This window comes from Agarivorans gilvus, from assembly GCF_001420915.1.
GTDB classification, from domain to species: Bacteria; Pseudomonadota; Gammaproteobacteria; order Enterobacterales; family Celerinatantimonadaceae; genus Agarivorans; species Agarivorans gilvus.
Map to the genome: position 1 here is coordinate 1,252,086 of NZ_CP013021.1, position 18,163 is coordinate 1,270,248.

Genomic DNA, 18,163 nt, shown 5'->3' on the forward strand with positions numbered 1-18,163 from the left:
TCAAGCATACTCCCCTTAAGTTCACAGTGAAGAATCTAGCCTAACGGCTAAACGTTTCGGGGTATCAAACAATTCTAGCTGAACGCAATGCTGGCCAAACGCCGACCAAGCCTTAGGGGAGCGAAGCACAGCAATGCTTGCGGTAGGAAATTTAACTAGGTCTTGGCCAGTTAAATATTCTACCAGCTCCAACAAGGCAGGATTATGCCCCACCAAGGCCACTTTGCTATAAGCCTCGGGAAGCCCCTGAATATGCAACAGTAAATCAGCCCAAGAAAAGCTATATAAGTTTTCTTCGCTTAGCACTTTTAGATCAAGTTCTAGCGCCGAATCTAAGTTGGCTTGGCGCTGCGCCAACCAATATTGCAGAGTTTGCTCACAACGAGCAGCCGGGGAGTAATGTACTAATTGCAGCCGGGCAAACTCTGGGGCATGGTGGCGCGCCATTAAGCTCGCCGCGGCTTGACCTCTTGGCGCTAAGCTGCGCTGCCTATCGTTCAGATGAGGCTGATCCCAACGCGATTTACCATGTCTAATTAAACACAAGGTTTTAGCCATAATGTCTCCGCAAATAAAAAAGCCTGCAATCGGTGCAGGCTTTTAGCATAAAGTGGATTAACACCTAAGGGCGAGACAACATATCGCCAATGCCAATCCACTTATATGAGGTTAGCTCAGTTAAGCCCATTGGGCCACGCGCATGCAGTTTTTGGGTTGATACGGCCACTTCCGCACCCAAACCAAATTGTGCTCCATCGGTAAAGCGAGTGGAAGCGTTCACATAAACCGCCGCCGAACCCGCCGCGTTAACGAAGCGCTCTACCGCTTGCAACCGGTTCGACAAAATAGCATCTGAGTGGCTAGCGTTGTGAGTGCGCATGTGGGCAATCGCCTCATCCACATCGGCCACTACTTTCACTCCTAGGGTGTAACTCAACCATTCGGTATCGAAGTCCCCTTCACCAGCAGGCTGTAAGTCTTTGGCGGCGCTAAGCCCAGCCATGGCATTGTCGGTGGCCACTAGCTTAACCGAGGCTTGGTTCATTCGCTCTGCCAGCATTGGCAATAATTCACCTGCAACTTTTTGATCCACCAATAGGCTATCCAAAGCATTACAAGCAGAAGGTCGCTGCACCTTAGCGTTTTCAATCACATCTAAGGCCGCGTTTAAATCAACCGAGTCATCCACATAAATATGGCTGATGCCAAAACCACCAATAATCACTGGAATGGTGCTGTTTTCCTGACACATCTTATGCAGACCCGCACCACCTCGAGGTATGATCATGTCAACGTATTCATCTAAGCGCAGCAGCTGCGCCACTAACTCACGGTCGGGTTTTTCAATATATTGCACCGACGCCGCTGGTAAGCCAGCTTGTTGCAAGGCCATTTGAATCACCTTAACCAGCGCCATATTGGAATGGAAAGTTTCTTTACCACCGCGCAAAATACTGGCGTTACCGGTTTTAAGGCACAGCGCTGCGATGTCGATGGTCACATTAGGTCGAGCTTCGTAAATTACCCCCACCACACCTAGCGGTACACGACGACGCGACAAACGTAGGCCGTTTTCCAATACTCGGCAATCCATTTCACTGCCAATCGGATCTTCTAGTGAAATGACGTTACGCACGTCATTAGCTATCGCCGCCAAGCGCTCACCATTTAACATCAAGCGGTCTAATAGTGCCGCAGATAAGCCCGCCTCATGAGCAGCATCTAAATCGATTTTATTAGCCGCTAAAATGGCCTCTTGTTGGGCCTCTAACTGCTCAGCTATCGCCGCTAGGGCTGCGTTTTTTTGGCGGGTTGTTAAGGTAGCCAAGTCAAAACTGGCTTGTTTTGCCTGTTGCCCAAGCTCTTGTAAACTCATGGAGTATTCCTATTTCAATACTAAATCGTCTCGATGGACCGCTACCGAGCCATAACCATAGCCCAATACCTTATCGATCTGTTCTGAATGTAAGCCTTTAATTTTATTCATATCTTTGGCTTGATAACGACAAATTCCGCGGGCAATTTCGCGTCCTTCCAAGTTCATTAAGCGCACCGCATCACCACGATTAAACTCCCCCTTAATGCCGCAAATCCCTTTTGGTAACAAACTTGAACCACGTTCAACCACCGCTTTGCAAGCGCCATCATCTAGCACTAGCTCACCATGTGGAGGGGGGCCAGCTAAGATCCACTGCTTGCGGTTTTCTAGGGGGGTGGAAGTGGGGCAAAAACGAGTACCTACGTTGTGTCCTTCGATTAAACGAGTTATAACATTTTCTTTATGGCCTGCTGCAATCACCACCTCAATTCCGGCTCTGCCGGCAATTTCAGCGGCCTGCAATTTAGTGGCCATACCGCCGGTACCCAAACCACTAATACTGTCACCAGCTAAGGCACGAATAGCAGGGCTGATTTCACTCACTTCTTCAATCAGTTTGGCTTCCGGGTTATTCCGCGGATCGGCAGTAAACAAGCCGGGTTGGTCGGTCAGCAGTAATAGTTTATTGGCTTCGCCTAAAATGGCCGCGAGTGCCGATAAGTTGTCATTATCGCCCACTTTGATTTCGGCGGTAGCCACCGCATCATTCTCGTTAATAATGGGAACAATGCCGTGTTTTAATAAGGCCTTAAGCATGTCTTTGGCATTTAAGAAACGCTCGCGGTCTTCTAGATCGGCGCGCGTTAATAACATTTGCCCTACGTGGATATCGTAAATATTAAATAAACGCTCCCAGGTTTGAATCAAACGACTCTGCCCTACCGCGGCCAGCATTTGTTTATTTGCAATGGTCGGAGCAATATTGCCATGGGTCAACGACAGGTGCTCTCGCCCTGCGGCAATCGCTCCCGATGTGACTACAATCAACTGATGACCAGCCTTGCGCAACAAGGCGCACTGGCGCACTAACTCAATCATATGTGCACGATCAAGTTTGGAAGTGCCGCTGGTTAGCACACTGGTGCCTAACTTAACGACAATGGTTTGCTTCGACATGCTTATTTACTATTCCAACTAGGCTAAAACGCAAAGCCTGTATTCTACCTGATAATCATCTGACGCACAGAGCCTGTGCGTCATTTTTTTGCGGAAGGCTACGCCAGCTAAGCTGCCGGCAGCGCCAAATTGGGGGATAAAGAGGGAGCGGCGTTAATTTCTAGACCCAAGGCTTGCAAAGTATCAAGCAACTTAGGATAAAACGCGTTGAGTGAGTCTTCTACCTCAGCTTGAAACTTACTAGGGATCTTATCTTCCTGCCACTCGCCTTGTTTGTCGTAAAGACCAAACCAATAGTGGTACTCAAAACGCTGTTGATTCACTCTTAATTCAAACCACCAGCCATAAAACTCACGTTTATCGGCGGCAGGTTTAGCACTCAGGCAAGAGGCAAGGCAATCAAAGAAGTACAACTCTGAGCTGCTGTGTTCCTTACGAAAATAAGGCCCCATTGCAGTGAATTTAGAACATAATTTTCCATGGCTTGGCCAAGTCACTTCCATGCGATTATTCTCTCCACAGTGATTGATGTATTAAGAACGTATCCTAGAACTATAATGACCACAATTAGCCTAAATCACAATTGCTTTTGTAGCCAATGCGTGACCTCGGTGAAGATTTGATCGTAATTTTCTAAAGAATCCTGTTCTTTTAATAGTTCCACTTTACAATCTCTTGATGCCGAGCTTAGCAAGGACAAATCCGCTTCTGGGCTAATTAAATCGTTTTTACGCCCAACTACAAACATGGGAGTGGAAGTACGTGCTCCGCCTAATAAACCTTGAGTTTTTAGCGATAGCGGCAAGCAACGATAAAATAAGCTTTCTTTATTGACCGAATTTACCCCACTGCGATTGGCCAAACAGTCTTGGTACATTTGCGGTAAACTTTGGAAGCGTTGTACATCGGTAAACAAACGATCCACCGGCGCACCAATGGTCACAATGGCGCGCAAACGCTCTGCCGCAATAAAGGCTAAACGCGCCGCCACATTACCCGCGAAACGATAACCCAACATGGCTACGCGTCCATGGTCAACCCATGGAATTTCCGGTAAATAATCTAAAATAGCCAAATGGATACGGCTGCTATCCTGTTGTAAGCGCCAATGGTTACAGTAGCCAGAACCGGGTAAGTCCACACACAACATAGCAAAACCAGCAGGCGCTAAGAAGCGTTCAAAAAATGGATATAGCTCAGTTTGAATAGTATCTAAACCGCCACTCACCAGTACCACCGGTTTCACCGAATCAGTGTCAGGTAGGTGCAAGTAGCAAGGAACTCGCTTATTGTCTACGGGGATCTCAATAACTTTGCAGTGATAAGGGCTATGCTCCATTGCCGCAACAAAATTGGTATGAGCCAGAGCCTGCGCGGTGGTGGCCAGATCGTCACCTTTAAAATGAGGGTAAGCCGCAATGGTGGCACTATAACTGGATAATAAATACTGTTGCTTGGCTTGTTCCTTTTGCTCTTGTTGACTGGCTTCTTTGGCGGCCACCTGAAACTTAACCGCCCGCTGCATCCATTCATAATTCCAGTTGCCGGGTTGATAACCGCCTACGGTATCGAGCAATTCACTGGTGCGAGGTTTGTCAGACATCGCAATGGTGGCAAAAATGCTCTCGGTTTCAATCGGGTCAAGGCCTAACCAAGCCCAATATTCACGGCGCAAAATGCGATACCACTTACGCGCTTCATCTTGCCCATGGGCGGTTAATTGTGCCGCCCCCGAGTTAGAAACTGTGGAAGTTTCCACCACATTAATTCGTGGTTTAAATAAAATTTCTGACAAATTTTCCTTCACAGCACACTCTCACTTAATAATTAGTCAACAAAATATACCACAAAAAAAAACCGCCACTAGGTGACGGCTTTCATAAGATCATACTCTAACTGATTAATTTAAAAGAAGGCAAACTTCAGTGCGAATACAACCGCCAGAACCCAAACGCTAAGAGGCACCTCTTTGTAGCGTCCGGCCAGCAACTTAATTACCGCGTAAGCAATAAAGCCTAGCGCAATACCATCGGCAATCGAGAAGGCCAAAGGCATTAAAATAGCCACAATGGCAGCGGGAGCGGCTTCGGTTAAGTCAGTCCAGTCAACGTTAACTAGGCCCGATAGCATTAAAGTACAAACATAGAACAGAGCACCTGCAGTCGCATAAGCGGGGATCATTCCGGCAAGAGGCGAGAACAACAAGGCCAAAATAAACATAATACCCACAACCACCGCGGTTAAGCCGGTACGACCGCCTTCTTCCACGCCTGCACCACTTTCAATGTAAGAAGTGGTGCTTGATGTACCTAATAACGAACCGGCAATGGTAGCGCTTGAGTCAGCTAACAAGGCTTTTTTAAGATTAGGTAGACGGCCTTTCTCATCCAGCAAATTACCGCGTTGAGCCACCGCGGTTAGGGTACCGGCAGTATCAAATAGGTCGACGAATAAGAAAGCAAAAACCACACTGATCATGCTCACATCTAAGGCGCCCATGATATCCAATTGCAAGAAAGTGGGAGCAGGGTTAGGTGGCATAGAGATAACACCGTGGTATTCGGTGTAACCTAAAGCAATAGACAGCACAGTGATGGCCAGAATTGAAATCAACACTCCGCCTTTAATTTTACGGTACTCAAGGCCAATGATCAGGAAGAAACCTAAGGCAGCTAAAATCATTTGATGAGGATTCTCATGACCTAAGCTCACTAAAGTTGCTTGGTTATCTACCACAATACCGGCATTTTTCAGTGCAATAAAACCAAGGAACAAGCCTATACCGGCGGCAATACCTACCCGTAAGGTTTGTGGAATCGAGTTGATGATCCACTCACGAACCTTAAAGAGGCTCAAGCTAATGAATACCACACCCGATAGGAATACAGCACCTAAGGCGACTTGCCAAGTATGGCCCATACCTAATACAACACCGTAGGTGAAGAAGGCATTTAAGCCCATGCCAGGCGCTAGTGCGATAGGGTAGTTTGCGTAAATCCCCATGATGAAACAACCAATGGCGGCGGCCAAACAGGTTGCAACAAACACGGCACCAGCATCCATTTGGGTTGCTGCTAACATGCTAGGGTTAACAAAAATAATGTAGGCCATGGTTAAAAAGGTGGTTAAACCTGCAATAACCTCGGTACGCACATCCGTGCCATGCGCCTTAAGTTTAAATAGTTTCTCTAACATAACGATGTATGTTCCTTGGACTGACAGTAGTTTATTTGGCTCACCAATAAGCTCCGTTATGCTACTGGTGAAAATCGCGTCGCATTATATTCATGCTACTGCCAAGAAGCCATAGCTGGTTGAAGTCTACCTGCGCTAGATCAGCAAAAAAACCCAAATTTACCAACTCATCTTGTTAATATCCCCTAGAAAAGCCTAGTAAATTGGTTTATCTGCTTGTAGTTAAGCTTTTTTCATAGAGCACAACGTGCTAATCCGCTGCGGCGTAATAGTTCAGCTGTGTGCTGTACAGTCTAAATCACGTAAATATTCTATGAAAAAGCGAAAAATCAGACTTATATTCACCATTCTTAGCTGATAAAGTCCTATTCATTCTATATTCACAGTTACAAGGTGATTTTGTGTCTTCATTATCTTCTCTACAGCCACAGGCCTTATGGCAACGCTTCGAAACAATCTGTTCGATTCCCCACCCCTCTAAACATGAACAAGCCATGATTGACTGGTTACTCGCTTTAGCTAACGAGCACCAACTAGAGCACTTTCAAGATTCGGTAGGTAATGTCATCATCAAAAAGCCCGCCACCCCAGGTATGGAAGATCGCCAAGGAGTGATTCTACAGGCTCACCTAGACATGGTGCCTCAGGCCAATAATGATACCCAACACGACTTCACTCAAGACCCTATTCGCCCCTACATTGACGGTGACTGGGTCACCGCACAAGGCACCACACTGGGCGCCGACAACGGCATTGGGCTGGCCTCGATAGTGGCAGTACTCACCAGCAAAGAGCTGGCTCACGGGCCAATTGAGGCACTACTTACCATTGACGAAGAAGCAGGCATGACTGGCGCTTTTGGCTTAGAAGCCGGTGTATTAGAAGGTAAACTACTCATCAACACCGACTCAGAGCAAGAAGGTGAAGTATATATGGGCTGTGCCGGTGGCGGCGATACCTGCATTAGTTTTGCCCTTGAACAACAAGCCAGCACGCCACAACAGGCGGCTATGAAGCTCAGCATCAAAGGCCTTAAAGGCGGCCACTCGGGCTGTGATATTCACACCGGCCGCGCCAACGCCAACAAATTACTAGTACGTATACTGGCAGCCATGCAACAACAAGGACTGGAGCCGGTATTAAGTACCATTCAAGGTGGTAGCCTACGCAACGCCATTCCTCGAGAAGCCAGCTGCTGCGTGCTTTACTCAGCCGACAAACAAGCCGAGTTAAACAACTTGCTAGAGCAACAGATTGCCCAGCTGCAAGACGAATACGGCCTGGTTGAAACCGGCCTTGAAGTGTTGGCGAAAAGCATTGATTGCCCCAGCCACAGTTTAAGCCCAGCCCTATCTCAACAAATAATCGCCAGCTTAAACGCCTGCAACAATGGCGTAGTAAGCATGAGCCAAACGGTGCCAGGCGTGGTAGAAACCTCCTTAAATATTGGGGTAATTAGCCAAAGCGCAGAGAGCATTGATATTAAAATCTTGGTGCGCTCGCTGATTGATTCAAGCCGCTTACAAGTTGAAGCCAGCTTAGCCTCATTATTTAGCCTGTGTAATGCCAAGGTTAGCCATAGCGGTGCTTACCCCGGTTGGAAGCCTGACAATAACTCCACCATGAAGAGTGTGGTTCAACAAAGCTACCAACAGCTGTTTGGCCAATGCCCAGAAGTGATGGTAATACATGCGGGTTTAGAGTGTGGGCTATTTAAAAGTGCTTACCCAGACTGGGACATGGCCTCGTTTGGCCCCACCATTAAATTCCCCCACAGCCCCGACGAAAAAGTAGAAATTGCCGCGGTTGAAAAATACTGGCAACTACTGCTAAGCGTATTGCAAAACATCCCCGCAAAGGCTTAGTTAAGTACTAAAGCTCAAACGGCAAAGCCAGTTGTGCAGACTGGTTTTGCTGCGGATGAGCCAAACCAATATGAACCCCAATGAGACGCACCGCCTTACCCTTGCCTCTTGCGAGGGCCTCGTCTAACAAACTCAACAATAGGGTTTCGTCTATCGCTTGGCATTGCTGCTCTTTAGTGGTTTGGCGAAAATCGGCAAACTTTACCTTCACGCCTAACTTGTTGATATTCGCCTCTTGTAAGTGTCGTTCACTGCGCCGCCGCAGCTCGGGCAATAAACCCATTAGCCGCTCGGCCAATAAGCTGGGGTCACCCTCATCTTGAGCAAAGGTGCGCTCTACCGCCACCGATTTACGCTGCCGTTCACTCGATACTTCACGCTCATCAATGCCTTGGCAACGCAGCCACAGCATATCGCCAAATTTACCAAAACGATGCTTTAACTCTGCCCGCTCGGCGCGGCGCACGTCGGCTCCGGTGTACAGCCCTTGCTGATGTAACTTCTCAATACTGACTTTACCCACACCAGAGATCTTTTCTAAGGCCAATTGTTCGATAAACTCGCTCACCTGCTCTGGGCAAATGACGAATAAACCATTGGGCTTGTTAATATCGGAGGCAATCTTGGCGAGAAACTTCACCGGCGCCACACCTGCTGAGGCTGTTAAGCCGGTTTCATTAAAAATATCTTGGCGGATCTGCTGAGCAATCAAAGTGGCCGAACCTTGGCATAATTCACTATTGCTCACGTCGAGGTAGGCTTCATCTAAAGACAGCGGCTCAACCGCTTCTGCATACCGATGAAAAATGGCTTGAATCTGCTGGCTCACTTGCTGATACACCGCCATACGCGGTGCTACCAGCTGTAAATGCGGGCAAAGTTGTAAGGCCTTATGCGTAGGCATGGCCGAGCGAATGCCGTATTCCCTTGCCAAATAATTGCAAGTAGTTAGCACGCCTCGGCCCCCGCGCATGCCTCCCACCGCTAAGGGAACATCGGCCAAGTGTGGCTGGTCACGCATTTCTACGGCAGCATAAAAACAGTCCATATCAACATGGATAATTTTTCGCGGGTGAACTGCCGATGCCATGAAAAAACGCCTAATACTGTATTTTTATACAGTATAACTATCAATACAATAAATGCCAGCAGAATAAATGCCACGCTTTAGCCCTACTCATCTAAGCTTAATTTTGCATTTGCTATGGTGTCATTATCACTGCTTCAGTAGTATTAAAATACTCTGCAAAACAAAGGAATTTAGCTAGTGAATCAGCCGCGTGTTAGCCAACTAAGTATTTATCCCATCAAATCCACCGCAGGGATCCACCTTAACCGTGTATTTGTTGAAGAGTACGGTTTAGCCTTTGATCGACGTTTTGTGGTCGCCGATTTGAGCGGCAAGCAAATCACTGCCAGAACCCACCCGAAACTGGCCCAAGTTCACAGTGCGCTAACCGCCAGAGGTTTGCAATTACGCGCCCCAGAAATGGCCAGTTTAAACATCATTTACGCCGATTTTTCTGATGATTACCGTTCGGTTAATATTTGGAAGGACGGGGTGCAAGGCCAGCACTGCCATGATGACTACGATACATGGTTTAGCCACTATCTTGGTGAACCCTGCCAATTGCTGTTTTTTGGCGAACAGTCTTCACGCTTGGTAAAACAGCGCGATACCCAGGTGGCCTTTGCCGATGGCTATCCCTTGTTGCTGATCTCAGAAGCCTCTTTGGAAGATCTCAACCTACGCTCAACACTTACTCACAGCATGACGCAATTTCGCCCCAACTTAGTGGTGAAAAATACCGAAGCCTTTGCCGAAGACGGCTGGAAGCGATTCCGCATTGGCGATGTAGAGTTTGAAGTACAAAACGGCTGTTCTCGCTGCATCTTCACCACCCTAGACCAAAGCAGCGGCGAGTTTCCCCCCACTAAAGAACCTTTAACAACCTTGGCGGAATATCGCAAAGGTGACGATGGCAATGTTTACTTCGGACAAAATGTGGTGGCCTTAAACAGCGGCACGATTAGCATTTATGACCCGGTGGAAGTACTGGAAACTAAAACACCCGAGCACTACCCAGAAAACATTAGTAAACGTAAACAAGCCGAGCCCACCAAATCTAGCTGGCAACAAGGCGAAACCATAAATTTACAATGCATTGCCAAAAAAGCCGAAACCCACGATTTAACCACCTATATTTTTGCCGCGCCACCGCATCGCCAGTGCGACTATCAAGCGGGGCAATACTTGGCTTTTGATTTTGAAATAGACGGCAAACCTGAGCACCGCAACTACACTCTGTCCAGTTCGCCCAGCCGCCCAGAGCGCTTGGCCATCACTGTGAAAAGCTTAGAACAAGGCTTGGTCTCTAATTGGCTACATCAGCACTTTACGCCGGGCATGAGTTTAGCGGTGCGCGCCCCCAGCGGCGATTTTCACCTACAACGCACCAACAACCAAAAACTGCTGCTACTCTCTGCGGGCAGTGGCATTACGCCAATACTGTCGATGCTGCGTTACTTAAGTGATATGAACATAGCGAAAGACATTGTGTTTTTACATAGTGCTCGCCGCGAGCAAGACTTAATGGCTCAAGCAGAAATCGCGCTACTCGCCAGTAGTTTCAAACACTGCCAAGTGCATTACACCCTCACCCAAGAGGCAACTAACTCTTGGCAGGGTTATCAAGGCCGGCTTAATCGTGGCATGTTAATGGATATTGCCGATTTAGAAGAGCGCAGCGTATTCATTTGTGGGCCTCAAGGTTTTATGCAAAGCGCCAAAGAACAACTACTGGCCTTAGGTGTGCACCAAGATGAGATTTTCGAAGAAAGCTTTGGCCACGCGGTAGAGCCCGTTAGCCAGTCTAAACCGGTTAATATTTTGTTTGATAGCTGGGATACCTATGTGCAGGGTAATAACCAACAAAATATACTAGAACAAGCTGAACAAGCAGGCCTACAATTACCCTACTCCTGCCGTGGTGGTTTTTGTGGCACTTGCAAAGTTAAACTGCAAAGTGGTGAGGTTAAGCAACTAGAAGACAGCGGCCTTAGCGATGCAGAGAAACAACAAGGCTACATTCTTAGCTGCAGTTGTATACCCGAGAATGATCTATGTATCACCCATGATTAAACTCATTCAATTCACCCTTACTTTAACCAATAGATAGGAAGACCCCATGAAGTTTCTTCACACTATGGTCCGCGTACGAGACCTTGACGAATCTATGCATTTTTATTGTGATCTGCTAGGCATGAGCGAAGTTCGTCGCTACGACAGCGAACAAGGCCGCTTTTCATTGATTTACTTGGCCGCCGACGAAGACATAGAACGGGTTAAAGCCGAACAAGCACCTTGTTTAGAGTTAACCTACAACTGGCCAGATGAAGACGGTAATCAAGAACAATATACTGGCGGGCGTAACTTCGGTCATATTGCGGTTTCAGTGGAAGACATCTACGCGCTGTGTGACAAACTTCAACAAGCAGGCGTTACTATTAATCGTCCTCCGCGTGACGGCCATATGGCCTTTGTAGTATCACCCGACGGCATTTCGGTAGAGCTACTACAACAAGGCGAATCCCTAGCTCCACAAGAGCCTTGGGCCTCTATGCCAAGTACCGGCAGCTGGTAACTCTAATCGCTAACGACAAGTGTAAATAGGGCGATACAGTTAGTTTCAACTGTTCGCCCTATTTTTGTTCTTCAAACAGTTAAACCAAGCTAGAAAAAATCAACTAAAGTGTCCACTTCCCCTAAAATGACACAAATTTAAATGGAGTTTTCTACACTCATTAACGTAGGAGAACGCCATGAAAAAATCACGCTTTACCGAAACGCAGATCGTCAACATTCTCAAAGAAGCTGACGCGGGGATGAAGGTCGAAGATATCTGTCGTAAACACGGAATGAGTAACGCCACGTACTATAAGTGGAAATCTAAGTACGGTGGCATGGATGCTTCTGAACTCAAGCGAGTCAAAGAGTTGGAAGAGGAAAATTCGAAGCTGAAAAAGTTATTTGCCGAAGTCAGTTTGGAAAACCATGCGATGAAGGAACTCTTCGCAAAAAAGGGCTGGTGACAGCAGAAAAACGGAGCTGTGCCCAATTATTGGTCGGTGCCGGCTTGAGCATTCTGAAAGCCTGTACCTTGGCTGACATCAGCCGTTCAAGTTATTACCGGCCATTAGTCGATTGGCGTCAAAGGGATGCTGCTGTCATTGATGCGTTGAATTCTGAGCTTAAGAAGTCCCCCAGAGCGGGCTTTTGGAAGTGCTTTGGCCGACTGCGTTACAAAGGGTATCCATTCAATCATAAGCGCGTTTATCGCGTGTATTGCCAAATGGGACTCAACCTTAAACGGCGGGTTAAACGAGTATTACCGAAGCGAATTGCGCAACCATTACAGGTTGAAGCGAAAGCCAACTATCAATGGGCCTTAGATTTTATGCATGACGGACTTTATTGCGGGAAACGCTTCCGCACACTTAATGTAGTAGATGAAGGTACGCGGGAATGCCTTGCCATTGAGGTAGATAGTTCATTGCCAGCAGAGCGCGTTGTACGCGTACTTGAGCAAATTAAAGCTGAGCGTAGTCTACCGGTTCAATTACGAGTCGATAACGGGCCTGAGCTTATCTCGGCAAGGCTGACAGATTGGTGTGAACAGCACCATATTCAACTGGTTTATATCCAGCCAGGTAAGCCTCAGCAAAACGGATTTGTGGAACGTTTCAATGGCTCGTTCCGTCGAGAATTTTTGGATGCGTATTTATTTGAATCGCTAGAACAAGTCCGAGAAATGGCTTGGTTCTGGCGTTTGGATTACAACGAAGAACGAACCCATGAAAGTCTCGGTAATTTGCCACCGGCTGCTTACCGAGCAAAACTGGAAAACTCTACTTTAGAACTGTCTCATTAATGGGGAAGTGGACAGCACCAATTGTGGCTCTAATGGGTATGCTCTTAGGATTAGCCCCTTCTAGACGATCGACTTTAATACCGAAATGTTCAGGAGCAACACGTTTACGATGAAATAAATATCACAGCTTTACAACAATAGTGGTGAGCTATTTTTGGTATGAAACTGCGACTCGCTCAACAAGCTTTCATCTTTTAGCGGTATACATTTCATGCACCTTAACCATAAGGGCATTCTTTTCGAGAAAAAACAACAATCACAGGTAGTTAGCTCAAGGGAATCTGTAAGTATTTTAAATTGGATTACCCACAATAACAGCTACCTAAAGGCTTATTATCCGTCATGCTTATTCCTAGCTCTTAAAAATAATCAGTCCCACAAGGCTTTATTCGCCGTATCTTTGGGAGTGAGCCCAAGCCAGCATCATAATTCATTAGCCAAATAGCTAAATGTTACGCTGTTCTAACCAAGCTAAAATTGTCGGTATAAATTCCACGGCAAAAGCATCTTGCTCTAACCACATGAGTTTAATCCATTGCAGAGCCCCAATAGTTTGACCGCTAAATGAATCTGCCTTTAGCATTGCATGACTAGCATTAGCTATTAGCATTGTAGTGACAAAACTATTGCTATTCTCTTTCCAAGAGGCAAACTCTTGCTTTGCATTTACATTGAGATCTTTATCACCCCATAGATATAAACTAGGCACTTTAATCTCTGAATAATCTTGTTTTGCATCCGATTTAAAGTTGTTTAAGACAAACTGAAAACGCTCTTTGGTCATAGCGTTCTTTCCAGCAAACTTTACATATTCACTATACGATGGAGCCTGTAGCAAAAATGAAATTTCTCTGGTGTAGTCAGCTAAAGCAGCGCTGATTTGCTTGTTATTTTTACCCGCCAATTGACTGTGAATTTTTGTGTAATACCGGCCCTGCTCAACCCAATTAGTAGCGAAGCCAATACCAATAACAAAACCCATTTTTGAGTTTTGATTTGATATGGCAGGTAAGACCCAGCCAGCTTGGCTAAAACCGATAAGCCCCGTAGTTTGAGCTGTAAAATTATATCTATGTTGAACAAAGTCTATTGCAGCTAAGACCTCAGATTGTCGATCAAACATGGTCTGCTCAAGCCAATCTCCTGAAGACCCCCCTACATTTGGCTTATCCCAGCTAAACACAGCATAGCCATTTTGTCTTAGTGGCTCCCAAATAAGATTGTAATAGCCTCCTGCATCATAGGTCATCGCCCCATCACCATGAACAAAAAGTAAAATCGCTTTAGCTGGTTTGCCATTGGTGCTTGCAAGGTAATGCCCAGATAAACGAGTATTTTTGTGCTTAAAGGTTACTTCTTCAGCGAAGCAATAGGTGAATGAAGATATGGCAAAAAATAATGACGCAATCAACCTAATCATCTCGCCTCCATCAAGTGATATCCACTAAAGAGAATTAAAATAGCCTACCTAAACTAAATCACTAAACAATGACAATTACAATTACACTAGGCTGCCGCTACTAAAACAAAACCAACATTAACATCTTTTAGTCATAACAAAGCTAAGACAAGACTAAAAAATAACTTAAAAACAACAACATTGGCTACTAAACAAGGCTTAACGAAACTTTAACCTAACGCTAAATAAGACAAAGCCGTGTAATTGTGGAATAACGCAGCCCTCTTTAATAATGATGAGATTGAGGGGAATAACACTACCCAAGAGATTACGATACCGGATAAGAGAATGCTTATCCGAGCCGACGGCTGCCAGAGAATAACACGAGGAATTTAATGTAGCTGGGCAGATATTGATTGCTCGACAAACCAGGCCGATCTCAGGTTAGATTAAAAACGGTGAGCGCTATTCCACGCCTTGATCGCTCCTTTACCGGCTTCGACACCGTTTTGATATGCCTGTTGTAGGGATTTGGTATCACGGCTCAACCTTTTGAGCTGGAAATTATCCGGCGGACATATCTGCACAATCTCAACACCATGAGGCGGACTTTCAATGAGATCCACGGCTTGGTTATAACGAATATCCCGTGTCAACATGGGTTCAATCAAAGCAGGAGTATGACGCAGTAAATGACGCATCAAACCGGGAGCTTTCACTGGAGACTTGCGATACGCCGACGGGCGACTGCGCAGCACCATAATCCGCTTGGCTCCCCGGCGAATGGCTTCAGCAACCGGAATCGCATCGGCAACGCCACCGTCAACATACGGCACGCCGCCGAGTAACACTCCGCGACGGTAGGCGATTGGCACGGCACTGCTGGCTTTCATCGTTTCCGTCAGCAACGCAAGCTTCGGCCTGTGGTACTCCGCAGCGCCCGTATCCTGTCGCGTCACTCCCAAAAAAAACGGCCGCGACTCCTGTTTGAGAGTGTGCATGTCTATCCCCAGCTCGGCCAGAGTCACAGTCCACATCCAGTCCAGATCCATTAAATCACCACCGCGCAGAAACTGGCCGGGACGGACGAATTCACGGCGACAACTATAGTCAGTATAAATTTTCAGATTTCTCCCTGGCATATTGGCCAGATAGGCCGCAAGATTACTGGCGCCAGCTGATACTCCCCAAAAGCTGTCAAACGGAGAAAAATCCTGCGCTAAAAAGCTATCCAGCACGCCACACGAGAAAACACCTCGCTTCGCGCCACCCTCCACGATGAGTGCATTTGGGCCAATTTGCTGTGTCATTTAAGTTCCGAATCCGTAGAGTCAAAATACTAGCCTACCGCAAATATCACGGCTAACCAATCTCGAGCACAGTTTCCAACGACAACCTACGTTGTAAACGTCTGATTTTTCTCCAATATTAATGATATCATCAGCAAACGGCACGGGGTATTCAAGTGCTATATTAAAATCGCAGTCACGCCCGAATTGCTCTAAACAGTGATCAGCTGCTCGACTAAGCATGAATTGTATTTTTCTACCCATTAAGAGTTAGCGCTAACTCGAAAGTTCCTATAGCCCAAACCTGCATCAGAGCTCTCAGGAACACCAAAGGTAAAAATCGCCGAATCTATACTGATCCCACATTGCATCCCTTTAAACTACAAGACTTAAAAACACTAAACAAGCCAACCCCCTTGCTCACAAATTATGGCTTAACTTAGTTTTAATAAAAGCGAGGTAAACGTTGAAAGAAGTAAGGTGAGTGAAGCGCTAAAACTTAGCGCCATCTTTTATAAGCGGACCTTAGCCTTTAGCGAAGCTTTTATACCAGCGGCTGATTTGCTTACGCCGTGGCCAGAACAGACCCAAAAATATCGCCGCGTAAATCAAAGGCTCTAAGTAGCCGGACTTAAGTGACCACCAAAAATGCACCACCACCAGCAAACTCAGCGGGTAAATAAAACCATGCAATTGCAGCCAGCGCTGCCCCATGCGCTGTTGCAGGGCTTTAAAGGAAGTGACGGCCATGGCCAGCAACACCATAAAGGCCAACATGCCTAGCCAGATATAAGGCCGTTTCACTAGCTCTTCTACAAATAGTGACCAGTCTAAGGCCAAATCAAACAGCCAATAGGCACTCAAGTGTAAGCAGGCATAGGCAAATACATACAGGCCAATTAAACGACGAAACGCCAGCAAGGCTGGAATTTTATAGCGCCGAGAAAGCGGCGCTAAGCACAAGGTCAGCAGCAAGATATTTAACGCGCTATTAGCCAGGTAATGAATGATTTGCTGCACTGGATCACCGCCCCACCACTGCATTAGCACAGCGCTCACGCAATAAGCTAAGGGGCTTAGCAGCGCTAGGTGGAGCAGCAGCTTTAGCTGCCATCGATAGCTTTGTAGCCAGCGGTTTAGCGATTTGCTCATTGGTATTCCTAGGGCCAGTTGACCTTTTGCGGTTAATTTTTGTTCGAGACAAAAGCGTTTTAATCGCGGAGAGAGTTTTGTAGCCTAGCATTCTAAGCAAAACAGCTCTCAACAAAGAGTAAAACGCTTTTGGCCGAACCCTTTGGGCAGCGTTTGTGGGGGCTTTCTACTACCTTATCGGTTTATCAGGTAGAGTAACTACATTTCAAAGCCTCTGCGTTGTTTAAAAATCCCACAAACTGCTGCAAAAAACATCTCGAAAGATCAACAGGCCCTAAAAGTAACGGCTTAGGTCCATGCCTTTATACAAATGCGCTACCTGCTTACCGTAGCCATTGAACAGCTCGGTGGGAATACGTTTGCGCCCCAGTAAGCCGGCATCATCAATTCTACGTTCGCTGGCTTGGCTCCAGCGCGGGTGGTCTACTTGCGGGTTCACATTGGCATAAAAGCCGTATTCATGGGGGCGAGTAGGTTCCAAGTGGTGGGTGGCATGTTTTCCACAAAGCGGATCCGCACTATCGACTTAATGCTCTTGAAGCCGTATTTCCACGGCACCACTAAGCGTAGCGGCGCGCCATTTTGCGCAGGCAAGGTTTTACCGTACATGCCCACCGCCATAAAGGTTAGTGGGTTCATCGCTTCGTCTAGGCGCAACCCTTCCACATAGGGGTAATCGATACCGCCGCCAATGAATGGGCTTTTCTGGCCGGGCATTTGCTGGGGATCGTAGAGCGTCTCAAAGGCCACATAACGAGCGGAAGACAGAGGCTTAACCTTTTTTAGCAACTCGCTCAAACTAAAGCCCACCCAAGGGATCACCATTGACCAAGCCTCTACACAGCGCAGCCGATAGATGCGCTGCTCCAGCGCCATATCTGCCATCACCTTGTCTAGGTCTAGCGTCAGCGGCTGCTCCACCAAACCGTCGATGGTGAACGTCCACGGGTGAGGATTAAATTCTCGGCTGTTTCTTAAGGGGTCGTTTTTACCAGTGCCAAACTCATAGAAATTATTATGGCTGGTCGCCTTTGACTCAGGGGTTAAGGCGTCCTTATGCAAGGGGGGAATATCGGTTTTAGTTAAGGCCTTGCGTACTAGGGCGGCTTTTTCCTCTTCGTCACTGCCAAACCAAGAGGCTGCCTGACCAACGCCAGGCAGCGCCGCAGCAGAACCGGCTAGCGCCAAACCTTTAATGATATTGCGGCGCTGTTTAAACAGCGCTTCTGGGGTTACCGCAGATTCAGGCTCTTCCCAGTCACGTTTAATTTTCAACCACATAGCATCTCCTTTTTAGAACAGACCACACCAGTGCCGAATAAATTTCACTTTGCTGC

Annotated in this window: 14 protein-coding genes and 1 pseudogene; 4 read left to right on the plus strand and 11 right to left on the minus strand. The window is 46.9% G+C overall.

Going from position 1 to position 18,163, the window contains the following annotated elements:
• Positions 1 to 21 precede the first annotated feature (21 nt).
• From AR383_RS05905 to AR383_RS05930, 6 genes are all read right to left on the minus strand, one after another.
• Positions 22 to 558, minus strand: a complete 537-nt coding sequence (locus AR383_RS05905; RefSeq protein WP_055732306.1) for a SixA phosphatase family protein — start codon at positions 556 to 558, stop codon at positions 22 to 24.
• A 64-nt stretch (positions 559 to 622) separates the two neighbouring features.
• Entirely contained in the window at positions 623 to 1,876 is a 1,254-nt protein-coding gene (locus tag AR383_RS21480) for a glutamate-5-semialdehyde dehydrogenase (RefSeq protein ID WP_055732307.1), read from the minus strand.
• Between the two features lie 9 nt (positions 1,877 to 1,885).
• Positions 1,886 to 2,995 (minus strand): glutamate 5-kinase, encoded by a 1,110-nt coding sequence (gene proB, locus AR383_RS21485; protein WP_055732308.1) that lies wholly within the window; start codon positions 2,993 to 2,995, stop codon positions 1,886 to 1,888.
• A 107-nt stretch (positions 2,996 to 3,102) separates the two neighbouring features.
• A complete protein-coding gene (gene crl, locus AR383_RS05920; protein ID WP_055732309.1) occupies positions 3,103 to 3,498 on the minus strand; it encodes a sigma factor-binding protein Crl in 396 nt (131 codons plus the stop codon).
• A gap of 74 nt (positions 3,499 to 3,572) precedes the next feature.
• On the minus strand, positions 3,573 to 4,790 hold the full coding sequence (locus AR383_RS05925; RefSeq protein ID WP_055732310.1) for an alpha/beta hydrolase: 1,218 nt from the start codon (positions 4,788 to 4,790) through the stop codon (positions 3,573 to 3,575).
• Positions 4,791 to 4,900: 110 nt separating this feature from the next.
• Positions 4,901 to 6,190: an NCS2 family permease gene (locus tag AR383_RS05930; RefSeq protein WP_055732311.1), complete on the minus strand. Its 1,290-nt coding sequence runs from the start codon at positions 6,188 to 6,190 to the stop codon at positions 4,901 to 4,903.
• Between the two features lie 401 nt (positions 6,191 to 6,591).
• Here AR383_RS05930 and AR383_RS05935 point away from each other — a divergent pair, with 401 nt between their 5' ends.
• Positions 6,592 to 8,055, plus strand: coding sequence for an aminoacyl-histidine dipeptidase (locus tag AR383_RS05935; RefSeq protein WP_055732312.1), 1,464 nt, complete (start codon positions 6,592 to 6,594; stop codon positions 8,053 to 8,055).
• A 7-nt stretch (positions 8,056 to 8,062) separates the two neighbouring features.
• Here AR383_RS05935 and dinB read toward each other — a convergent pair whose 3' ends face one another.
• Positions 8,063 to 9,145 carry a DNA polymerase IV gene (gene dinB / locus AR383_RS05940; RefSeq protein WP_055732313.1) on the minus strand — a complete coding sequence of 361 codons (1,083 nt, stop codon included), beginning with the start codon at positions 9,143 to 9,145 and terminating at the stop codon, positions 8,063 to 8,065.
• 177 nt (positions 9,146 to 9,322) lie between these two features.
• Between dinB and AR383_RS05945 the strand changes: the two genes are divergently transcribed.
• From AR383_RS05945 to AR383_RS05960, 3 genes are all read left to right on the plus strand, one after another.
• Positions 9,323 to 11,197, plus strand: coding sequence for a hybrid-cluster NAD(P)-dependent oxidoreductase (locus AR383_RS05945; protein ID WP_055732314.1), 1,875 nt, complete (start codon positions 9,323 to 9,325; stop codon positions 11,195 to 11,197).
• Positions 11,198 to 11,243: 46 nt separating this feature from the next.
• Complete coding sequence (gloA, locus tag AR383_RS05950) at positions 11,244 to 11,699, plus strand: lactoylglutathione lyase (RefSeq protein WP_055732315.1); 456 nt, start codon at positions 11,244 to 11,246, stop codon at positions 11,697 to 11,699.
• Positions 11,700 to 11,877: 178 nt separating this feature from the next.
• Positions 11,878 to 12,986 (plus strand): IS3 family transposase gene (locus AR383_RS05960; protein WP_157051611.1). Its coding sequence is split into 2 segments (ribosomal slippage): positions 11,878 to 12,127 and positions 12,127 to 12,986, totalling 1,110 coding nucleotides; the frame shifts between segments, so codons are not numbered across the junction.
• Between the two features lie 445 nt (positions 12,987 to 13,431).
• On the opposite strand, the gene AR383_RS05965 is transcribed toward AR383_RS05960, so the two are convergent.
• The 4 genes and pseudogenes from AR383_RS05965 to msrP form a co-directional block, all read right to left on the minus strand.
• Positions 13,432 to 14,406: an alpha/beta hydrolase family protein gene (locus AR383_RS05965; protein WP_055732316.1), complete on the minus strand. Its 975-nt coding sequence runs from the start codon at positions 14,404 to 14,406 to the stop codon at positions 13,432 to 13,434.
• A gap of 428 nt (positions 14,407 to 14,834) precedes the next feature.
• Complete coding sequence (locus tag AR383_RS05970) at positions 14,835 to 15,695, minus strand: patatin-like phospholipase family protein (RefSeq protein WP_055732317.1); 861 nt, start codon at positions 15,693 to 15,695, stop codon at positions 14,835 to 14,837.
• Between the two features lie 504 nt (positions 15,696 to 16,199).
• A complete protein-coding gene (locus AR383_RS05975) occupies positions 16,200 to 16,826 on the minus strand; it encodes a protein-methionine-sulfoxide reductase heme-binding subunit MsrQ (protein WP_055732318.1) in 627 nt (208 codons plus the stop codon).
• 274 nt (positions 16,827 to 17,100) lie between these two features.
• Positions 17,101 to 18,107: pseudogene (gene msrP, locus AR383_RS05980) on the minus strand (protein-methionine-sulfoxide reductase catalytic subunit MsrP).
• Positions 18,108 to 18,163: the final 56 nt, after the last annotated feature.

Coding starts and splice junctions, on each gene's coding strand:
- AR383_RS05905 (WP_055732306.1), bottom strand. CDS start 558: ATGGCTAAAACCTTGTGTTTAATTAGACATGGTAAATCGCGTTGGGAT.
- AR383_RS21480 (WP_055732307.1), bottom strand. CDS start 1,876: ATGAGTTTACAAGAGCTTGGGCAACAGGCAAAACAAGCCAGTTTTGAC.
- proB (WP_055732308.1), bottom strand. CDS start 2,995: ATGTCGAAGCAAACCATTGTCGTTAAGTTAGGCACCAGTGTGCTAACC.
- crl (WP_055732309.1), bottom strand. CDS start 3,498: ATGGAAGTGACTTGGCCAAGCCATGGAAAATTATGTTCTAAATTCACT.
- AR383_RS05930 (WP_055732311.1), bottom strand. CDS start 6,190: ATGTTAGAGAAACTATTTAAACTTAAGGCGCATGGCACGGATGTGCGT.
- dinB (WP_055732313.1), bottom strand. CDS start 9,145: ATGGCATCGGCAGTTCACCCGCGAAAAATTATCCATGTTGATATGGAC.
- gloA (WP_055732315.1), top strand. CDS start 11,244: ATGAAGTTTCTTCACACTATGGTCCGCGTACGAGACCTTGACGAATCT.
- AR383_RS05965 (WP_055732316.1), bottom strand. CDS start 14,406: ATGATTAGGTTGATTGCGTCATTATTTTTTGCCATATCTTCATTCACC.
- AR383_RS05970 (WP_055732317.1), bottom strand. CDS start 15,695: ATGACACAGCAAATTGGCCCAAATGCACTCATCGTGGAGGGTGGCGCG.
- AR383_RS05975 (WP_055732318.1), bottom strand. CDS start 16,826: ATGAGCAAATCGCTAAACCGCTGGCTACAAAGCTATCGATGGCAGCTA.